The following is a 19,602-nucleotide window of genomic DNA, read 5'->3' as shown; positions in this document are numbered from 1 at the left end:
GGCTTCTAATCCCGGCGTGCAAATTTTGCGCGCATGGAGACGCTGCTGCTCAACAGCGACGAGGTCCACGAGAACGCCGAGATGGCGGAGCTCGTGCCCGCCGTCGAGGAGGCGTTCGCCGCCTACGAACGCGGCGACGCCCAGATGCCCCCCAAGTCCTACATCGACCTCCCCGAGTACAACGGGGACTTCCGGTCGATGCCCGCCTACCTCGACGCGGGCGACTGGGACGCGGCGGGCGTGAAGTGGGTCAACGTCCACACCGACAACGAGGACGAGTACGACCTGCCGACGGTGATGGGGACGATGATCTACTCGGACCCCCGGAACGCGTTCCCGCTCGCCATCCTCGACGGCACGGAACTGACGATGAAGCGCACGGGCGCGGCCGCCGCGGTCGCCACGGACCACCTCGCGGTCGCGGACGCCTCCTCGCTCGGCATCGTCGGCGCGGGCGTCCAGGCGTACACGCAACTGGAGGCGATCGCCTCGGTGCGGAACATCGAGGAGGTCGTCGTCTCCGACCTCGACGAGGAGCGGGTCGCCCGCTTCATCGACGCCTTCGAGGACCGATTCGCGGTTCGGGCCGGCTCCATCGCCGAGGCGGCCGCCTGCGACGTGCTCTCGACCGTGACCCCGGTCGAAGACCCCATCGTCCCGCGCGACGCCGTGGGCGAGCACACCCACGTCAACGCGATGGGCGCGGACGCCGAGGGGAAACACGAACTGGCGGACGACCTCCTCCTGGACGCCAAGATCGTCATCGACGACCACGCGCAGACGACCCACTCCGGCGAGATCAACGTCCCGTACGCGGCCGGGGTGCTGACGGACGCGGACATCTACGGCGAGATCGGCGAGATCCTCGTCGGCGACCGGGCGGGCCGCACCGACGCCGACGGCATCACCGTCTTCGACTCCACGGGCCTGGCGATCCAGGACGTCGCTGCGGCCCACGTCGTCTACGAGCACGCGAACGAGCGGGACAACGGCTACCCGTTCGACCTGCTCGGCCTGGCGGACTGAGTTCGGGTCTGCAGGTGGGCTGGATTCGACGGACGACCGGCGGCTACTCCCTCTCCGTCGGGACGACCGCGTCGAGGAGTTTTCCGACGAGCCAGACGACGACCAGGAACGGCAACAGCGGGACGAGCAGGATCACGAGGCCGAGGAACAGTCCCCACCCGACGGCGTTCATCTCCACGTCCGGGCGGCCACGGTAGCCGGGCGTCACCGTGTCGTACGCCCTCCACACCAGGCTCGGGTCCTCGGGTTCGGTGGACTGGCTCATGGCGTCGTAGTTGGGTTCGAACGGCGAAAAAGGCTCCGTGGGGTCCGTTCGGCGTGTGGCAGGTCGGATCCCCGAGGCGAGCCCCGGTGGCGTCCGTCTCGAAATCCGCCGCGGCGGGGTCCCGATCAAACCGATTCCGGCAGGTAGCCGCCGTCGACCTCGACGTTCTCGCCCGAGACGTAGCCCGACTCCTCGCGGAGGAAGAACAGCAGGACGTTCACGAGGTCCTCGACCGACGCCCAGCGGCCCCGCGGCGCGTCCTCGGGGAACTCGTCGGAGGTCTCGACGACGTACGGCGAGACCGCGTTGACCGTGACGCCGTCGTCCTGGGTGTCGGCCGCGAGCATCCGCGTGAACATCAACACGCCCGTCTTGGCGATGAAGTACGGCGCGTTCTTCGGGTTGACGAGCGCCCTCTCGCTGCCGGCGTAGCCGACGTTGACGATCCGACCCCACCCGGCCTCGCGCATCCCCGGGAGCGCGCGCTTCGAGCAGAGGTACGTCCCGTTGACGTTCGTCTCGAGGACGGTCTGCCACGTCCCGAAGTCGAGCTCCGCCCAGTGCTCGGGCGCGAACGCGCCGACGTTGTTCACGAGCACGTCCACGCTCCCCAGTTCGGCCTCGACCGCCGCGAAGATCTCGTCCACCCCGTCCGGGTCGGTCACGTCGCCCTGCACCGCGAGCGCCTCGACGCCGTGCTCGTGCGCCTCGCCGGCGGTCGCGGTCGCCTCGGCCCCGCTGGATCGGTAGTGGACCGCCACGTCCGCGCCGTGTTCGGCACAGGCAAGCGCGAAGCCCCGGCCGATGCCCGACGCGCTGCCGGTGACGAGCGCGGTCCGTCCGCGCAGGTCGGGAGTCATACGCAGACGGTCGGGTGCCGGGGACAAAACGGTGCCCACCGCGCGGGCACCGCGTGGGGCGCGCCCCGGCGACCGGGGAGTACCCGGATCCGAAACCGGGTCAATCGTCGCTACGCTTTTGCCACGGGGCTTCGAGTGCCAGCACATGCCGATCGAAACCGTCCTGCTCGCAGTCGGACGCGACGACGACGCCCGGATGAAACGAATGGCGGAGGCAGCGACCGACCTCGCCGCGACGACCGGCGCACGGGTCGTCGTGGCCCACGCCTTCGAATCACAGCGCGCGGTCGACGACGCGCTCGACCGGCTCGACAGCGAAGGGGGATCGGCCGACGACGTGACGAGACGACTGGAGAGCGTCCGGGTCGCCCGCACGGAGCTCCAGGCGGCCGACGTCGAGTTCGAGGTCAGGGGCGTCGTCGGCGAGCCCGGCCAGGCCATCTCGGATCTTGCCGGCGAGATCGGTGCCGACCGCGTCATCGTCGGGGGCCGACGCCGCTCGCCGACCGGGAAGGCGGTCTTCGGCAGCACCGCCCAGGAGATTCTCCTCTCGGCGCCGTGTCCGGTGACGTTCGTCCGCGAGTGAGGCGGTGACGCCCGCGGGTCGAACGCCGACCGCTCCGTCACGAACGTTCACTCGTCACCGGGTGAGAAACCGAACCGTTACGTAGCGCCCCGCGTACCCTCGGAGTGATGGCTTCGTACGTCGGCGTCGACCTCGGCGCGACGAACGTCCGCGCCGTCGTCGGCGACGAGGACGCACGGATCCGCGGTAGAGCGCGCCGGCCGACCCCCGACGGCCCGACCGGAATCGCGATCACCGAGGCCGTGCTGGACGTGGTCCGTGCCGCCTGCGCCGACGCCGACGTCGACCCCGGAACCGTCCGCGCGGCCGGCGTCGCCTCCTTCGGCCCGTTCGACCTCGCGGACGGCGCGGTCGACAACCCCGCGAACTTCCCCGACACGGTGGGTCGCATCCCGCTCACCGGCCCGCTCGCTGAACTGCTCGACACTGACGACATCCACCTCCACAACGACACGGCCGCGGGCGTCATCGGCGAGCGCTTCCACAGCGAGCGCAACCCCGACGACATGGTGTATCTGACCGTCTCCTCGGGCATCGGCACCGGCGTCTGCGTCGACGGTCGCGTCCTCTCCGGGTGGGACGGCAACGCCGGCGAGTTCGGGCACGTCGTCGTCGACCCGGAGGGCGCGATGACGTGCGGGTGCGGGCGTGACGGCCACTGGGAGGCGTACTGCTCGGGCGAGAACGTGCCCGCGTACGCCCGCCACCTCCACGAGACGACCGACGTGGCGACGGACCTGCGGGTCGGTGCCGACTCCTTCGGCGCGGCGGACGTGTTCGCGGCCCACGGCGAGGACCCGCTCGCGGACCTCGTCGTCGAGCGGATACAGCGCTGGAACCTCATCGGCGTCACGAACATCGTCCACGCGTACGCCCCGCTCGTGATCTTCGTCGGCGGCGCGGTCGCGCTGAAGAACCCCGACCTCGTCGTCGGCCACGTCCGGGAGCACCTCGCCGACGAGGTGTTCACCAACGTCCCCGACGTCCGGCTCACCGAACACGGCGACGACGTCGTGGTGAAGGGTGCGCTCGCCTCCGCGCTCACGGACGGCACCGGCGACCGCGCCCGGCTCTGACGGGGCGACCGGCCGGGACGTTCACGTGGGGGACTCCGCCATTCCTATCCCCGCCGACCCCGCAGCGGGAGGTATGCGACGACGCGATGCGCTCCGAGCGGGCGGAGCCCTGATCGGGACGGGGCTGTTCGGAGCGTCCGGGGGGACGCGGACCGTCAGCGCGACCGCGGCAGGTCGGGAGTCCGACTACGGACCGCTCGGGCACCTCGAACTCGCCGGCACCAAGGAGGCCGTCGTCGGCCCCGACGGCGAGACGGTCTACCTCGCGCTCACCGACGGCTACGGCATCGTCGACGTCTCGGACCCGGCGGACCCGACCGTCCTCGCGGAACGACGAACCCTGCAGTCGGACACCGAGGCGGGCGCGATGGCCCAGATATACGACGTCACGCTGTCGGGGGACACTCTCGCCGTGGTCGGGCCCGCGAACCCCGTCGGCGAGGGCTGGTCCGGCGCGGTCATCGTGGACGTGTCCAACCCGGCCGCACCCACCCGACGGGCCGTGTTCCCGACCGAGTACCCGATCCACAACTGTTTCCTCGACGGGTCTGAGTTGTATCTCACCGCCAACGGCCCGTCGGGCAACCCGCTCGTCGTCGTGGACGTGAGCGGCGACGAGCCGGCCGAACTCGCGCGCTGGAGCCTCACCGACCACGAGGCCGCCTGGCGGGACGTGCCGGGCGGCCTCCGGCCGCTCCACGACGTGTGGGTCAGGGACGGCCTCGCCGCGCTGGCCTACTGGGACGCCGGGACGTACCTCCTCGACGTCTCTGACCCCGCGGACCCGATCCACGTCGGAACGATCCCCGCGGGCGACCCGGCGGAACTGTCGGACCCGCCGCTCCGGGCGTCGTTGCTGCCGCCGGGGAACCACCACTACGTCGCCACCGACCCGACGAAGGACCTCCTCGCGGTCGGGAAGGAGTCCTGGGGGGCGCGCGTCGAGGGCGAGTACGTGGGCGGCCCGAGCGGCGTCGACCTCTACGACGTCTCGGACCCGAGCGCCCCGACACGCCTGGCCGGCATCTCGCCGCCGTCCGCGGCCGATCCGACGTACGGCGGCGTCTGGACCACCGCGCACAACCTCGAACTCCGCGACGGGACGCTGTACACGTCGTGGTATCGTGGCGGCGTGAAGCGCCACGACGTGTCGGACCCCGCGACCCCCGTCGAGGAGACCTGGTGGGTTCGACCCGGCGAGACGCGGTTCTGGACCGCCCGCGTCGCCGCCGGTGATAGCTTCGTCGCGTCCTCGATGGGAACGGGCGAGGCGTCCGCCGGCCTCTGGACGTTCCCGGACGAGGCGGGGACCGGCGGCGACCCGGAGGCGCTACGGGAGCGGCCCGAGACGGACCCGGCCGACGCGTACAGCCCCACGCCGTCGGCGACCGCGACGCCCGCCAGCGCGACCTCGGTCCGGGAGGGGACGGCGACCGGAACCGGGGGGTCGAGCGCCGCCGCGCCGGGCTTCGGCGTGCTGGCCGGGCTGGGCGGGCTCGGCCTGGCCGCGTGGCGACTGCTCGGCCGGCGATGAGGTGGGGGCTCGGGACGGCGCTCCGGCGGGGTCTCCGGTCCAACCCGGTCGGTGAAGCGGCGATTTGAGTAACGGACATCGTTTTTGCGCCGCCCCGGCACCGTTCGCCATGCATCGACGGACCCTCCTCCGAGCCGGCGCCGCCGGACTCGGAACGACGGCGCTCCTCGGCGTCGGATCGGCCGCCGGCTCCGCCCGCTCGACCGGCAGCCAGGACGAGTACGGACCGCTCGGGAGCGTCGAGATCGAGACCGCAAAGGAGGCGGTCCGGGGCGACGGCGACGTGACGTATCTCGCCGTCGACGACGGCTACGCGTCCGTGGACGTCTCGGACCCGGCGAACCCGACGATCCTCGCGGAGCGACGCGGACTCGCGCCGGGCGAGGGGGAAGCGACGCTCGCGGGCGTCTGGGACGTGAAGTACGCGAACGACCGCCTGCTCGTGATGGCCCAGACTGACTTCCGGCGCGAGGAGCGGTTCACCGGCTTCCTGCTGGTCGACGTGAGCGACCCCGCCTCGCCGGAGCGCGTGCTGTTCCACGAGACCGAGTTCCCCATCCACAACGGCTTCTTCGACGGCGAGCGGGCCTACTTCGGGGCGAGCGCCGACGTGACCGAGTCCATGAGCGTCTACGACGTCGGCGACGACGGCGTCGAGCGGCTCGGCGGCTGGGGCGTGCTGGACGCCGACTCCGGCTACGACCAGGTGTACCCGGGCGGCTCGCCGGCCGCCCACGACCTCTGGGTCCGTGACGACGTCGCATATCTCGCCTGCTGGGACGCCGGCGCGTGGCTCGTCGACGTGTCGGACCCGGGCGCGCCGACCGCGCTCTCGTCGGTCGGCGGCGTCCCGCCCGAAGAACTCGCCGACATGTCCGAGGAGGAGCGGCGGCTCCAGACGTTCCGCCCGCCGGGAAACGCCCACTACGTCGCCACCGACGACGCGGGGGAACTGCTGGGCGTCGGCGGGGAGTCCTGGACGATGGAGGGCGAGGGCGGGCCCTCGGGCATCGACCTCTACGACGTGTCTGACACCGCGAACCCGACGGCACTGGCGACCATCGAACCGCCCGAATCGCCCGACAGCGACCTCGGAACCGGCGTCGACGCCACCTCGCACAACTTCGAACTCCGCGACGGCGTCCTCTACTCGTCGTGGTACCGGGGCGGCGTGAAGCGACACGACGTGTCGGACCCGACGGACCCGACGGAACTGACGAACTGGCGTCGGCCGATGGCCGCGTCGATGTGGACCGCCCGCGTGCTCACGCCCGGCGAGACGTTCCTGGCCGCGAGCAAGGGTATCCCGGACGAGGATGCGCCCGCGCGCCTCTACGTGTTCCCGGACGCCGACGGGCGGTCGGTGGAGCCGTTCCCGGAGCCGACCGGGACGCCGGCAGCCACCGAGTCGCCGGCGTCGACCGCCGAACCGCCGACGGACTCGCCGACGCCGGATCCGACGCCGACGGGGTCACCGACCGACGTGGTGACCGAACCCGAGAGCCCCGCCTCGGAGACGTCGGTGCCGGGATTCGGCGCGCCGGCCGCGCTCGGCGGCGCGGGCCTCGCGGCCTGGCGCCGGCTGAGCGGCCGTGAAGAATCCTGAGACACTTTCGTTCCGGCGTCGCAGGGCCGGCGCAACCGCAAGCTTTCAAGGCTCGGCCCGCTATCGTCGGGTAATGACCGATCTCGCCGAGCGCGTGGAGGAGTGGATGGTGGGGCAGATGCCCATCATTCAGATGCACGGCGGCACGAGCGTCGTGCGCGAGGCCGACCCGGAGGAGGGGCTGGTCGTCGTCGAACTCGGCGGCACCTGTTCGGGCTGTGGCATCTCGGACATCACCGCCCAGAACATCACGCGCGATCTCATCATGGACTTCGAGGAGGTCGAGGACGTGCAGGTAAAGGTGCCCGACACCGGCGACATGGGTGCGAGCACCGTGGAGGGCGGCCGCGGCGGCGACCTCCAGTACTCGACCGAGTCGAGCGACCACTTCTGAGCGGGGCCCCGCCCCCTCACCGGCTCCGACGGTCCGAGCACCCGGCCTCGCCCGGACCGCCCCCAACGGACGACCGCGTAACTGACCGTTCGTTCCGAAGCCGACCCCGTGCCGGAGCGCGAACCGTCCGAGTATCAAGGTCGCCCATCCATACACCTTAAAGGCGAATAGGGTGGCTATAGAAAAACCTTATCCGTCATTTCCTTCTCGAATCGGATGCAATGTCCGATGAAAAGAAAACGTTCGTCCGCTCATCCGGCGACGTCGGTTCCCGACCTCGCACCGTGGGAGCGACGTGGGTGACCGGCGCGTTCGGGTCGAGCAGCCGCTCGGCCCGGGAGGTGGGACGCGAGTAGCCCGACCCGCCCAACGACACCACTCCCGTCCGCCGACGCCATGGCCGTCGGCGGACCGGAGCTGTCTCCGTGGAGATACCCGTGCTCTGACGTCGCGCCGCCGCGCGGCGTCGCCGCCGGCCTCAGGCCGGCACTACCGTTACCGTCTGCTTCCTGTCGATGGCGTCCTCGAGTTCCTCGGCGATGGCCGAGCCGCGCGACACCTGGATGTCGCCGCCGCGCCCGACCGTCGCCGTGAACAGGTACTCGCCGTTCGCGCGCACCTCGACCGTCTCGCCGACGTGCTCGTCCATGCGGATGACCACGTGGCGGCTGGTGATCTCGGGCTGGACGATCTCGCCCTGCGGTTTCGGCGTCCCGCCGCCCGACCCGCCGCTCGCGGCCTCGACGCCGCCGGCCCCGGCCGGCCGCTCGGAGTGGGTCCGGACGTCGATGTCGATGCCGAGGCGGTTCTCGATGTCGGTGATGCGGCCGCCGCCCTTCCCGATGACGTAGCTGATGTCGTCCTCGTCGACGTAGACGACGGCGTCGTTCTGCCCCTGGAGTTCCACGTCGACGTGGCCGCGCGCGACCGAGCGGATCTCGCGTTCGATCTCCTGTCTCGCGATGCGGCCGACGCCCGTCTCGGCCTCCGCCTCCGACTCGTCGCCGAGCGGGACGGTGACGACCTGGCGGTTGAACGTGTAGATCTCGTAGGCGGGCGTGCCCGTCTCGAAGTCGACGACCTGGATGACGGGCCGCGCGAGGTCCTCGGCGGTGAGCCCCGAGGGCACCTTCACCTCCGTCGTCACGTCGTAGACGGTGTCGACCTCGCCGGCCTCGATGAAGACGACGGTGTCGACGACCTGCGGGATCATCCCGAGTTCGACCCGGCCGACGAGGCGCTGGAGCGCGTCGATGGCGCGGGTGGCGTGCGTCACGCCGACCAGGCCGACACCCGCGAGGCGCATGTCCGCGAACACCTCGAAGTCGTGGGTCTTGCGCACCTCGTCGTAGATGGTGTAGTCGGGGCGGACCAGGAGCAGCGAGTCGGCCGTCTTGGCCATGTCGCCCGCGAGCGCGGTGTACTGGGTGATCTCCTCGGACACCTGAAGGTCGCGCGGCTTCTCCATCGTCTTCACCGCGTAGTCGTTGTCGTTCAGGAACTCCGCGACCGCCTGCGCGAACGTCGACTTGCCGGCGCCGGGCGCGCCCGCGATGAGGACGCCGCGCTGGCGCTCGAGGAACCGGTCGCGGAGTTCGTCCGCGAACTCGTAGTCGTCGAGCGTCGTCTTGGCGATCGGCCGGACGGCGGTGATCTCGATGCCGTCCGAGAACGGCGGGCGCGCGACGGCGACCCGGTAGTTGCGGTACTGGACGATGGTCATCCCCGGCTCGGAGAGTTCGATGAACCCCTGCGGGGACGCGCGGGCGGTCGCCTCCACGTCGTTCGCCCAGTCGGCCATCTGCTCCTCCCCGACGACCTCGTCGTCGACGAACTCGTAGCGCATCTCGCCGATGGTGCCCCGCTTGGCCTTCGGCCGGGTCCCCGTCTTCAGGTGGACCGACATCGTCTCGTCGGTGAAGAACGACTCGATGGCGAGCCCGTCGTCCTCGCGCCCGCGGACCTGCGGTTCGACGTACTCCACGTCGAGGCCGGTCGCCTCGCCCGTCTCGGCCTGCACGTAGTCGCTCGTCAGGAGCGTCGCGTCGTGCTCGAGGGCGAGTTCGCGGATGAGCGCGTCGACGTCGCCCTCGCCGGCCCCCTCCTGTTCGGCCGCGGAGGGTCGCCGGCCGACGAACTCGGCCTGGAGGGTCCCCGCCTTCGACGCCTCCGCGATGCGCTGGAGTTCGGCGATGCCGTCCCAGCCGGTGTCGAGCCCCTCGTTCGCCTGGCGTTCCAGTTCGGCGACGACGGCCTCCGGGACGAACACGGTCGCCCCCTCGTAGCTGCCGTCCTCGATGCGTTCGGACACGCGGCCGTCGACGACGGCGCTGGTGTCCGGTACGACGTTCATGCGACTACGTCGGGTCGGGAACCCTTTAAGCGTGCTCACACGCGGGGTCGGGAGGACCGGAATTAAGCCGCGTCGGGACCCGATCGTAGACATGGAGACGCCCCCCGAACGGACCGAGGAGGAACTGCGTTCGCTGACGCGCGAACTCGTCTCGATCCCGAGCCACGAGGACGAGACCGCAGCCGGCGACGCCATCGAGGACTGGCTCCGCGCGGAGACCGACGCCGACGTGACCCGCGACGAGCACGGCAACGTCATCGCCCGGCGCGGCGACCAGTCGGCACCGTCGCTCGCGCTGGTCGGCCACCACGACGTCGTCCCGCCGGGGGAACCGCAGGTCGACGACGAGGGCAACTACGCCGTCGAGGAGCGCGACGGACGGCTGTACGGCCGCGGGAGCGCCGACATGAAGGGGGCGGTCGCCGCGGCGATGCTGGCGTTCCGGGACGCGGACCTCGAGTCCGGCTTCGAACTCGTCTTCGCCTCGTTCGTCGGCGAGGAGGTCGGCGGCGTCGGCGCACGCGGCGCCATCGCCGACGGCTTCGCTCCCGACTACGCCGTCGTCGCCGAGGGCTCGACGAACTACTCGAAGACGGGCGTCACGGACGTCGTCATCGCGCACAAGGGCCGGCGCGCGAGCACGCTCGTCGCACGCGGCGAGAACGCCCACGCGAGCGTCCCGGAGAACGGCGTCAACGCCGTCTACCGCGCCTGCGACGCGGTCGACGTGGTGCGGGAACTCGAGTTCCCGGAGGTCGAGGTGCTCGGCGAGCGGGTCCGGGGAAGCGTCGCCGTCACCGGGATCGACGGCGGGAGCGCCTGGAACGTCATCCCGGACGAGTGCGAGGTGACCGTCGACGAGCGGACGGTGCCGGGCGAGTACGCCTCGCTCGAGGACGCTGAGCGAATCGAGGGCGTGGAGTGGCGCGTCGACCAGGACCTCCCGCCGATGGCCTGCTCGGACGACGCGTTCGCGGACGCCGTGCTGGCGGCCGCGCGGGACGCACAGGCGGGCGACCCGGAGCACGTCTCGAAACCCCACGCGACCGACGCCGGATGGCTCTCGGACGCCGGGACGGCCTGCGTCGTCTGTGGCGCGTCGGAACCGGGCGAGGCCCACACCGACACCGAGAGCGTCTCGCTCGACGTGCTCGCCCGGTGTTACCGGATCTACCGGGGCGTCGCGGAGGCGGGAACCGCGTTCGTCGACTAGGCCGAACCGACCGTCTCGGGCGTGCTCGCAGCCGTTCGATCGACCGTCCGGGAATGCACGTTTGAAGGCTCTCGGGACGCGATTTTCCCGTGATGGCAACAGAGGCGACGTCGGACGGGGAGGCCGACGCCTACGCGGAACTGACGGACAGGCTCGAACGGGTCAACGCGGTGGAGGGAGCGGGCGGCGTGCTGGGCTGGGACCAGCAGGTGATGATGCCCGAGGGCGGCACCCCCGCGCGGTCGAAACAGCTCTCGGTGCTCTCGTCGGTGAGCCACGACATGCTCACCGACGAGCGGACCGGCGACCTGCTCGACGCCTGCGAGGAACTCGATCTCGACGAGGGACGGGCGGCGGTCCTCCGGGAGGCGCGACGGAAGTACGAGCGCGCCGACGCCGTGCCCCGCGACCTGGTCGAGGAGATCTCGAGCACGTCCGCGGAAGCGCTCTCCGCCTGGGAGGAGGCGAAGGCGGAGGACGACTTCGAGACGTTCGCGCCGTACCTGGAGAAACACGTCGAACTCAAGCGCGAGTACGCCGAGCACGTCGACCCCGACCGGGACGCCTACGAGGTGCTGTTCGAGGAGTACGAGCCGTGCCTCCCGCTCTCGCAGGCCGAGGAGATCCTCTCGGACCTGAAGGAGACGCTCGTCCCGATGATCGAGGAGATCCGGGAAAGCGACGCCGACGTGACGACCGACGCCTTCACGGGCACGTTCGACACCGACGCCCAGGAGGCGCTCTCGCGTGACGTGCTCTCGACGCTCGGGTACGACTGGGACCGCGGGCGCCTCGACGTCTCCAGCCACCCGTTCACCTCGGGGAACCAGTTCGACTGCCGCGTCACGACGCGCTTCGACGAGGCCGACCCGCTGGGCGCGCTGATGGCGACGGTCCACGAGTTCGGGCACGCGTACTACAACCTCGGGCTCCCGCGGGAGCACTTCGGGACGCCGCTGGGCGAGTCGCGCGACCTGTCGGTCCACGAGAGCCAGAGCCGCCTCTGGGAGAACCACGTCGGTCGGTCGCGCGCGTTCTGGGAGCAGATCTTGCCGAGCGTCCGCGAACAGTTCCCGGACACCGACGCGTCGGTCGAGGAGGCGTACGAATCGGCGAGCCAGGTGTACGAGGACAACCTCATCCGCGTCGAGGCGGACGAACTCACCTACCACCTCCACATCGTCATCCGGTTCGAGATCGAGAGAGCCCTGATCGCGGGCGAACTCGACGTCTCGGAGGTGCCCGAGGTGTGGAACGACAAGTACGAGGAGTACCTCGGCATCCGTCCCGAGACGGACGCCGAGGGCTGCCTGCAGGACATCCACTGGAGCCACGGCAACTTCGGCTACTTCCCGACGTACTCGCTCGGCTCCGTGATGGCGACGCAGCTGTTCGAGGCCGCGAGCGACGAGATCGACGACCTGGAGTCGAAGATCCGCGAGGGCGACTTCGAGGACCTGCAGGACTGGCTCCGCGAGAACGTCCACCGCCACGGCGCGAAGTACGAGACGAACGAACTCGTGAAGCGCGCGACCGGCGAGGAGTTCACGGCCGACTACTTCACGTCGTACGCCGCCGACAAGTACGGGGAGCTGTACGAACTGGAATCGTCCGTCTGAGCAGTTGGCTCGAGCGTAAACGCCGTCTTTCGATCGTCTCTTTCCGGACGTCGATTCGAGCACGACGGCCACTTCCGTGTCTTCGGAAGCCCCCGTGACTCCCGACGGTCCCTTCCAGTCCAACCCTGCCAGTCTTCCGGCCGAGCCTACGCCGGCCCGACTACCGCCCGTACACGCCGCGGGTAGTCCACCGTGACGCTGGCCGGCCGACGGTCGGCGGGATGCGGCGGGCGCACACGCGAGCGACGCGAGGAGCGAGCCGCGCCCACCGGGGAGGCGTGGGGAGCCCACGCGACGGGCCCGACCGTCCACGGGGCGGGACTGCCGAGCTCTTCCTGCGACGTGACTGAACCCGAATCTCACGGAGCCCCGGAACCCGACGCTCCCGAAACGCGGTTCAGGAGAACCGAACGCCCAGGTCGTGCATGCCCTCGTTGTTCGTCGCCACGTTCACCAGAAGCGGCGTCAGCGACTCCACCTCGGCGGCGTTCGCCAGCCCGCCCGCATCGAGCGCCCGCAGCCCCTCGATCTCCTCGGCCAGCCGCGAGACCGTCGCGGTCGCGTCCGCGTCGTCGCCGATGACCAGCGTGTCGATGCCGAGGTCGGCCTCCAGGTCAGCCAGCCGACCGGCCGCGAGGTTGTGGAACGCGCCGACGACCGGAACGTGCTCGGGCACGGCCTCGCGGACCAGCGCCGTCACGCTGCCCGCGCCCGGCGGGTGATAGTGGAAGCCGTCGTCGTCCCGTTTCATCCCCGCCGCGGGCGTGACGACCACGTCGTCGTCGTCGAGCACGTCGGCGACCGACTCGACCGTGTCCGAGACGTGGTACGGCGGGACCGAGAGGACGACCACGTCCGCGCGGTCGGCGGCCATCCCGTTGGTGAACCCCTTCACGGTCGCGTCTCCGCCGGCCGCCGAGACGGTCCCGACGTACGACTCGGCCGCGTCGCGTGCTTTCTCCGGGTCGCGGGAGCCGACGAGCAGTTCGTGGTTCGTTTCCAGCCCCCAGCGGAGGGCCAGCCCCTCGCCGACGTCGCCGGTACCGCCGAGTAACGCGATTCGCATGCCCGGGTCTGCGTGGGGGCCGGCGGTAAGCGTTGCGTGACCGGACAGCGCTGTCGGTATCGGTCCGGGCCGTCGGCGGGCCGCTCGTCGTCGTCGGGAGAGCTGCCAGCGGACCGCTCGCCGTCGTCGAGCCGCTCGCGGTCGACCGGCGCGATGACCGCCGCCGCGCTCGCGCTCGCGACGACACGTTGATACGACCGGCGGAACACGCCGATCCATGGACGGTCCCGACGCCTTCGACGTCATCCTCCGCCCGACTCCCGACGAGAGCGCTCGTCCGGGCAGAGTCTTCCTCGGCGACGACGACGTCCTGCTCGCTCACTCCCGGCACGGCCGGCTCGCGCGGTTCGCCGGCGGCGCGGTCAACGGGCTGTTCGGGCACCTTCCCGAGTCGCTGGGTCTGTACGACCCGCACGCAGTCTCCCGGACCGAGGCGACCCACGACCCCGAGACGGTTCGGGTTCGCTACGCGGACATCGAGGGCCTCGCGCCGTTCGTCCGGCCGACGGGCTTCTCGTTGCACCTCAGGGTCGCGAACCGGCCGGACGAGATCAGGCTCGCGTTCCGGTCGGACGACGAGCGCGCGGAGGCGGTCGCACTCGCTCGGGCGCTCCGCGGACTGGCACGCGAGGCCGGCGCGGAGCCGACCGTCTTCGATCCCGGCGGGCGCACGCGGCTGCTCCCGCTGGACGAGCAGGCGCCGGACGAAGACGGGCGCGACGCGGCGTGAAAACGGTCCGACCGCTTCGGTCGATCTCGCTCGGACGGCTTCGATCAGTCCCGCTCGGGTTCGGTCCGCCCGCGGACGTACACGAACCAGTAGGCGAGCACGGGCGCGACGAGCAGCATCGGACCGAGCGCGACGAGTTGCGTGAACGGGTCGGGCGGTGCGAACCGCGCTGCGAGCGCGAGCGCAAGCACGTCCAGCAGCGCGACGTACGTCAGGAACTGCAGCAGTCGCGTTCGGCGCATCTCACTCCAGCAGCCCCGGCAGGTCGTTCACGCTCCCGACGACGGCGGTCGCGCCCGCGTCGGCGTACTTCGCCCGCCCCTCCTCGCCCGTCAATCCGCCGGTCAGGACGCCGATGCCGAAGTAGGCGCGCTCGTCGTCGGCCGCGGCGGCGTTGACGGCCGTCCGCACGTCGTCGAGCGTGTCGCCGACGAACGCGATCCGGTCGGCCCCGAGCCGTTCGGCGAGCGTGACGAGCGCTCGCGGGTGGGGCTTCCCCTCATCCCAGTCGTCCATCGTGAACCGGTGCTCCTCGGGGAGGGCCACCCCGGCGCGCTCCAGCGCGATGTCGGCCTCGTCCCGCGGCCGGCCGGTGACGACGCCGAGGTCGTACCCGTCGCGGAGCGCGCCGAGGGTTTCGGGCGTCAGGATGACCGGCTCGTCGTGGATGAACCCGCGCGCCTCGAACGGCGGCTCGCCGCCCTCGATGTCGCGGTACAGGTCACCGCCGAGGTAGAGCGCCTGGAACGTCTCGCGCAGTCGGTCGTGGTCCCGGTCGGCCTCCACCGCGTCGGCCGCCTCGTCGCCGAGCGCGTTTCGGACGACGGCTCGCGCCCCCGCCAGCCCGCCGCCGCGCTCGGCGATCCGGTCGGTGAACTCGGCCACGTCGGCCGCCAGCCCCCGCTCGCGGGCGAGGACGTACAGCGCGACCGCGTCCGACAGCAGCCAGTCGTTGTTGAACCCGCCGGCGTCCTTGAACGCCTGGAGGTCCGCCTTCGGCAGCGTGTCGCCGTGGAGCCGTTCGACGGACTCGACGACCGCCCGGCGGTAGGAGTCGGCGACGTCGACGAGCACGCCGTCCACGTCGAGCACGACCGCGTCAACTCGCATGGGGGAAGGGGCGCGGCCGCGGCGTATGTGCGTTGCGACTCGGGTCCGGTAGCCGGCTGCCCTTCGGCGGGTGGATCGTCACTCGTGGTCGGCCGCTCCGTGGCGCTCGCGGGCGACGTACAGCGTCTCGCCCCCCGCGAGCGTCACCGGCCTGGCGTCGACGGTCGGTGGGTCGCCGCCGAGCGTCGTGAACAGGCAATCGGCGTCGACCGTGCGGGCGACCGCGAGGATCGGCCGGTGGAGTTCCGGCGGGAGGTTCAGCGCGTACACCGCGTCGGCGCGGTAGTGGTCGCCGGGGTCCGCGCGGTCGGCGGCGTCGACCACGTCGTCGCGGACGAACCGGACGCCGTCGGGGGCCGGCCGCTCCTCGACGTCGGTCGCCGTGACCGTTCGGCCGCGCTCGGCGAGGTCGGCGGCGACCTCCGGGCGGCGGCCGACGCCGACCTCACAGAGCGTCGCGTACCGGGCGAGGAACTCGGCGACGGCGTGACGGCGACTCTCGGACACGGGCGGGAAACTTATGGAGGGGCCACGCATAAACCAGTTCATGCTCGTCGACATCGTGCCCGTGGGGGACGTCTCCGCCGAGGAAAAGCGGGAGGCGTCGGCGGCGCTCCGTTCCGTGTACGACTGCGAGGTGTCCGTACACGACGAGCAGACCATCCCCGAGGGCGCGTACGACCGCAGCCGGAGCCAGTACCGGGCCGAGCAGTTCATCGAGCTCGTCTCCCGGGTCGGCGAGGGCGAGAAGAACATCGGCATCACCTCGGAGGACCTCTACTACCGGCGGCGCAACTACGTGTTCGGGCTCGCCTACCTCAACGGCAACGGCTCGGTCATCTCCACCTACCGACTGCAGACCTCCTCGGACGGCGGCATCTCCTCGAAGCCCTCCGGCGAGGTGTTCTCGGACCGCGTCCGCAAGGAGATCGTCCACGAGATCGGCCACACGCTCGGGCTGGAACACTGTGACAACAACAAGTGCGTGATGAGCTTCTCCCCGACGGTGCGCGAGGTCGACGTGAAGGAGGAGAACCTCTGTGGCACCTGCTCGCGGACGGTCCGCTGAGTCGCGGGCGCTCCGCCGAGTCGCGGACGGGCCACCCCGGCGCACGCGGCGAGTAGCTATTTCCCCTTCGCGGCCGAACGTCGAACCGTCATGTCCAGCGACCGCGTCATCGAACTGCTCCGGAAGGCGTACGGCGACGAGATGGAGACGGTGATGAACTACCAGGCGAACGCCATCGTCCTCGAGGGCGTGAGCGCCGAGGAGATCAAGGAGAGCCTCAAGGCCGACGTCCAGGAGGAGCTCGGGCACGCCGAACGGATCGGTCAGCGTCTCAAACAGCTCGACGCGCGCCCCCCCGGGTCGGCGGAGTTCACGGCCAACCAGCACAGCCTCCAGCCGCCCGCGGACACGACGGACGTGCTCGCGGTCATCAACGGCGTGCTCGACGCCGAGGAGGACGCCATCTCGACGTACAAGTCGCTCATCGAGGCCGCCAGGGAGGCGGACGACCCGGTGACCGAGGACCTCGGCGTGACGGTGCTCGCCGACGAGGAGGCCCACCGGACGGAGTTCCGCGGGTTCAAGAAGGAGTACGAGCGCGAGTAGTCGTGTGGGTTGACGGAGGCGAGTTTGGATCTGCGGTTGGTTCGCGGTTTGCCGGGTTGACGGCCGTCAGGACCGTTTCGTGGTGACGACCGCGCAAGCCCCGCGGCGCTCGACTCGGTGCGGCCGCCGTGCTCCTCGTCGCTCACTTCGGTCGCCCCTTGCGGTGCTTGTCGGTCCGTGCCGTTCACGAGAGCGTAGCCAGCCGGGGGCTTTCGAGGCAATCGTCATTACGACCGAACCAACCCTCGAACCGATCGCCAGGTGGCTTTCGAACCCAGCGCTGCTCCCCATCGTAGATCTGAACGGCACCGGTTCGGAGCTCTTCCACCCCCGAGAGACTAACCCCGTCCGAGTCCAGAACCCCCTATGGACGTCCTCATCACCGGCGCGCACGGCGTCGTCGGCACCGCCATCACCGACTACCTCGGCGACGACGCGCGCTACGAGTTCACGCTGCTCGACGTCGAACCCGGCGACGGTCCCGGCGAGACCGTCGTCGCCGACGTGCGCGAGTACGACGAGGTTCGCCCGCACTTCGAGGGCAAGGACGCCGTGGTCCACCTCGCGCTGGTTCCGGGCACCGGCGGGGCGTGGTCACGCGAACTCGGCTGGTCCGAGCCGCTCGCGGACAACCTCGAGGCGCTCCACAACGTCACCGAGACCGCCGTCGACGCCGACCTCGACTCGCTCGTGTTCGCCTCCTCGAATCACGCCGTCGGGATGGTCGAGGTCCGGAACGCCCCCGACGTCTATCACGACGGCGAGGTGCTGGCCGGCCACGACGAACCGCACCGACCCGACTCCCGCTACGGGCTGACGAAGAGCTACGGCGAGGACCTGGGCAGGCTGGCCGCCCAAGCGCACGGGATCAGGTTCTACGGGCTCCGGCTCGGCTCCGTGAAGCCGCCCGAGTACGACCACCCGTACGGCGACGCCGAACGGGGCGTCGACCGGGGCGACTGGGAGCGGGGCAGCGAGGCGTACGACGAGCAGGTCGCCCGCCTGAAGGGGCTCTGGCAGTCCCGCCGCGACGTGGCCCACATGGTCGACTGCTGTCTGCAGGACGAGTCGGTCGAGTGGGACCACTTCTACGGGGTGAGCGCGAACGAGCGCCGCTGGCTCGACGACCTGGCGTACGCCCGCGAGACCGTGGGCTACGACCCCCGCGACGCGGGCGAGGAGTGGGACGGCCCGCCCGAGTGACCGTCGCGTCACGCCGGTTCACCCCGGGTCCTCCCGACGGCTCCGGACGGGCGTCCAGTTCGTCGGCCGGTGTGTCGACCCGGCTTGTCCGCCCGTCCACCTGAGCGATAAATAATGGGTGTTCCTTCGTTATTACGCGAACCGGCGTGACGTTCGGATATGGATAAAAGGAATATTAGTCCGTTTGTGTTGTTCTCCGGCAACGTTTAATGCGTCTCGGACGCCATCGTCTCCCATGTCAGCGACCGAGACGTGGACCGACCCGAACAGCTGCCCGTTCTGTGGCGAACAGCTGCCGTCGCCGGGGGCGGGGTTCGTCGACCACATCGACGAGACGCCCGACTGCGAGTCCCGCTTCGGGGTCTGGCGGGATCGGATCGGCGACGACATTCAGGGAGACTGGAGCGGGTGACGGGCACCGAGACGAGCGGGGCCGACGCCGGCCGGAGCGAGCCACGGCGGGCGCTGCGAACGGACCCGGAACGGCTGGCGTCGACACACGAGCGAGCGACCTCGTTCGTGCGGAGCGTCGTGGACGAGAGCGGCGCGAACGGCGTCGTGGTCCGGCTCCGCGGCGACGTGGACTCGACGGTGACCGCCGCCGTCGCGGTCGACGCGCTCGGAGCCGACGACGTCCACGGGCTGGTGTTGCCCTGCACCCTCGGCAGCGAGGCGAACGCCCGGGACGCCGAGGCGGTCGCCGACCTGCTCGGCGTCGACGCGACGCGGGTTCAGCTCCACAGGCTCCTCGCCGGCTTCCGGGAGACCGTCGGCGGCGAACTGGCCCCCGCCGCGGACACGGTCACGACGATGAACGTGGTCGCCCGGCTCCGGATGACCTGCGCGTACTTCCTGGCGAACGCGACCCGCCGACTCGTCGTCGGGTCGACGACGCGTACCGACCGGCTGCTCGGCGACTGGACGAAACACGGCGACGGCGCGGCCGACCTGCTCCCGCTCGGCCACCTGTTCGAGACGGAGGTTCGGGCGCTCGCGGCCCACCTCGACGTGCCCGAGTTCGTGATCGAACCATCCGCGGGACCGGATCGGTGGGGCGGGTTCGCGGACGAACCGACCCGGGACGTCCCCGCCGAGACGGTCGATCGCGTCCTCGCGCTGGCGATCGAGGACGGTCGGACCGTCGAGGGCACCGCGGACGCGCTCGGCGTCGACGCGGAACTGGTCGAACACCTCGCCGGCCGGCACGCGGGCACCCGCCACAAGCGGCGTCGTCCCGCACGTCCCGACCGAAACGAGGCGACTTCCGGATGACTACTCGCTCGACGTTCACGAACGACGACTATCTTCGCGTCTTTGACGACGTTCGGTCGAAATCGTCACGGTCG

Annotated in this window: 21 protein-coding genes; 14 read left to right on the top strand and 7 right to left on the bottom strand. The window is 70.9% G+C overall.

Going from position 1 to position 19,602, the window contains the following annotated elements:
• The first annotated feature begins 33 nt into the window (after positions 1–33).
• The gene (locus tag RJT50_RS13225) at positions 34–1,026 is read left to right on the top strand and encodes an ornithine cyclodeaminase family protein (RefSeq protein WP_313691932.1); all 993 of its coding nucleotides are present in this window, start codon (positions 34–36) and stop codon (positions 1,024–1,026) included.
• Positions 1,027–1,069: 43 nt separating this feature from the next.
• Here RJT50_RS13225 and RJT50_RS13220 read toward each other — a convergent pair whose 3' ends face one another.
• Together RJT50_RS13220 and RJT50_RS13215 are read right to left on the bottom strand one after the other, a co-directional pair.
• On the bottom strand, positions 1,070–1,291 hold the full coding sequence (locus RJT50_RS13220) for a DUF7535 family protein (RefSeq protein ID WP_313691930.1): 222 nt from the start codon (positions 1,289–1,291) through the stop codon (positions 1,070–1,072).
• Positions 1,292–1,416: 125 nt separating this feature from the next.
• A complete protein-coding gene (locus RJT50_RS13215) occupies positions 1,417–2,151 on the bottom strand; it encodes an SDR family NAD(P)-dependent oxidoreductase (protein ID WP_313691928.1) in 735 nt (244 codons plus the stop codon).
• Between the two features lie 145 nt (positions 2,152–2,296).
• Between RJT50_RS13215 and RJT50_RS13210 the strand changes: the two genes are divergently transcribed.
• From RJT50_RS13210 to RJT50_RS13190, 5 genes are all read left to right on the top strand, one after another.
• Positions 2,297–2,737 (top strand): universal stress protein, encoded by a 441-nt coding sequence (locus RJT50_RS13210; RefSeq protein WP_313691927.1) that lies wholly within the window; start codon positions 2,297–2,299, stop codon positions 2,735–2,737.
• Positions 2,738–2,844: 107 nt separating this feature from the next.
• Entirely contained in the window at positions 2,845–3,813 is a 969-nt protein-coding gene (locus tag RJT50_RS13205) for an ROK family protein (RefSeq protein ID WP_313691926.1), read from the top strand.
• Between the two features lie 73 nt (positions 3,814–3,886).
• On the top strand, positions 3,887–5,347 hold the full coding sequence (locus RJT50_RS13200) for an LVIVD repeat-containing protein (protein ID WP_313691925.1): 1,461 nt from the start codon (positions 3,887–3,889) through the stop codon (positions 5,345–5,347).
• 109 nt (positions 5,348–5,456) lie between these two features.
• Positions 5,457–6,953 (top strand): LVIVD repeat-containing protein, encoded by a 1,497-nt coding sequence (locus tag RJT50_RS13195; protein ID WP_313691923.1) that lies wholly within the window; start codon positions 5,457–5,459, stop codon positions 6,951–6,953.
• Between the two features lie 73 nt (positions 6,954–7,026).
• On the top strand, positions 7,027–7,347 hold the full coding sequence (locus tag RJT50_RS13190) for a NifU family protein (RefSeq protein ID WP_313691921.1): 321 nt from the start codon (positions 7,027–7,029) through the stop codon (positions 7,345–7,347).
• Positions 7,348–7,825: 478 nt separating this feature from the next.
• Here RJT50_RS13190 and RJT50_RS13185 read toward each other — a convergent pair whose 3' ends face one another.
• Positions 7,826–9,700 carry a PINc/VapC family ATPase gene (locus tag RJT50_RS13185; protein ID WP_313691919.1) on the bottom strand — a complete coding sequence of 625 codons (1,875 nt, stop codon included), beginning with the start codon at positions 9,698–9,700 and terminating at the stop codon, positions 7,826–7,828.
• Between the two features lie 91 nt (positions 9,701–9,791).
• Here RJT50_RS13185 and RJT50_RS13180 point away from each other — a divergent pair, with 91 nt between their 5' ends.
• Complete coding sequence (locus tag RJT50_RS13180; protein ID WP_313691917.1) at positions 9,792–10,913, top strand: M20 family metallopeptidase; 1,122 nt, start codon at positions 9,792–9,794, stop codon at positions 10,911–10,913.
• Between the two features lie 92 nt (positions 10,914–11,005).
• Positions 11,006–12,532, top strand: a complete 1,527-nt coding sequence (locus tag RJT50_RS13175; RefSeq protein ID WP_313691915.1) for a carboxypeptidase M32 — start codon at positions 11,006–11,008, stop codon at positions 12,530–12,532.
• A gap of 397 nt (positions 12,533–12,929) precedes the next feature.
• Here the strand turns inward: RJT50_RS13175 and npdG are convergent, their stop codons facing one another.
• Positions 12,930–13,598, bottom strand: coding sequence for an NADPH-dependent F420 reductase (gene npdG, locus RJT50_RS13170; protein WP_313691913.1), 669 nt, complete (start codon positions 13,596–13,598; stop codon positions 12,930–12,932).
• A gap of 217 nt (positions 13,599–13,815) precedes the next feature.
• On the opposite strand from npdG, the gene RJT50_RS13165 reads away from it, so the two are divergent.
• Positions 13,816–14,328 (top strand): hypothetical protein, encoded by a 513-nt coding sequence (locus RJT50_RS13165; RefSeq protein ID WP_313691911.1) that lies wholly within the window; start codon positions 13,816–13,818, stop codon positions 14,326–14,328.
• 44 nt (positions 14,329–14,372) lie between these two features.
• Here the strand turns inward: RJT50_RS13165 and RJT50_RS13160 are convergent, their stop codons facing one another.
• The 3 genes from RJT50_RS13160 to RJT50_RS13150 all read right to left on the bottom strand — a co-directional run bounded on the left by RJT50_RS13160 (position 14,373) and on the right by RJT50_RS13150 (position 15,945).
• Entirely contained in the window at positions 14,373–14,570 is a 198-nt protein-coding gene (locus RJT50_RS13160; protein ID WP_313691909.1) for a DUF7534 family protein, read from the bottom strand.
• Position 14,571: 1 nt separating this feature from the next.
• Positions 14,572–15,438 carry a TIGR01548 family HAD-type hydrolase gene (locus tag RJT50_RS13155; RefSeq protein ID WP_313691908.1) on the bottom strand — a complete coding sequence of 289 codons (867 nt, stop codon included), beginning with the start codon at positions 15,436–15,438 and terminating at the stop codon, positions 14,572–14,574.
• A 78-nt stretch (positions 15,439–15,516) separates the two neighbouring features.
• Entirely contained in the window at positions 15,517–15,945 is a 429-nt protein-coding gene (locus RJT50_RS13150; RefSeq protein WP_313691907.1) for a UPF0146 family protein, read from the bottom strand.
• Between the two features lie 40 nt (positions 15,946–15,985).
• On the opposite strand from RJT50_RS13150, the gene RJT50_RS13145 reads away from it, so the two are divergent.
• The 5 genes from RJT50_RS13145 to nadE all read left to right on the top strand — a co-directional run bounded on the left by RJT50_RS13145 (position 15,986) and on the right by nadE (position 19,528).
• A complete protein-coding gene (locus RJT50_RS13145; RefSeq protein ID WP_313691906.1) occupies positions 15,986–16,507 on the top strand; it encodes an archaemetzincin family Zn-dependent metalloprotease in 522 nt (173 codons plus the stop codon).
• Between the two features lie 90 nt (positions 16,508–16,597).
• Entirely contained in the window at positions 16,598–17,053 is a 456-nt protein-coding gene (locus RJT50_RS13140) for a DUF892 family protein (protein WP_313691904.1), read from the top strand.
• Positions 17,054–17,419: 366 nt separating this feature from the next.
• On the top strand, positions 17,420–18,256 hold the full coding sequence (locus RJT50_RS13135) for an NAD-dependent epimerase/dehydratase family protein (protein WP_313691902.1): 837 nt from the start codon (positions 17,420–17,422) through the stop codon (positions 18,254–18,256).
• Between the two features lie 235 nt (positions 18,257–18,491).
• Positions 18,492–18,668, top strand: coding sequence for a DUF7501 family protein (locus tag RJT50_RS13130; RefSeq protein WP_313691901.1), 177 nt, complete (start codon positions 18,492–18,494; stop codon positions 18,666–18,668).
• Positions 18,665–19,528: an NAD(+) synthase gene (nadE, locus tag RJT50_RS13125; RefSeq protein ID WP_313691900.1), complete on the top strand. Its 864-nt coding sequence runs from the start codon at positions 18,665–18,667 to the stop codon at positions 19,526–19,528. Before RJT50_RS13130 ends, nadE begins: the two co-directional genes overlap by 4 nt.
• Positions 19,529–19,602: the final 74 nt, after the last annotated feature.

It is taken from the genome of Halobaculum sp. XH14 (assembly GCF_032116555.1).
Taxonomy (GTDB): domain Archaea; phylum Halobacteriota; class Halobacteria; order Halobacteriales; family Haloferacaceae; genus Halorarum; species Halorarum halobium.
The sequence above is the reverse complement of the archived record's forward strand: the minus strand, read 5'-3'. Positions and strand labels throughout refer to the sequence as shown.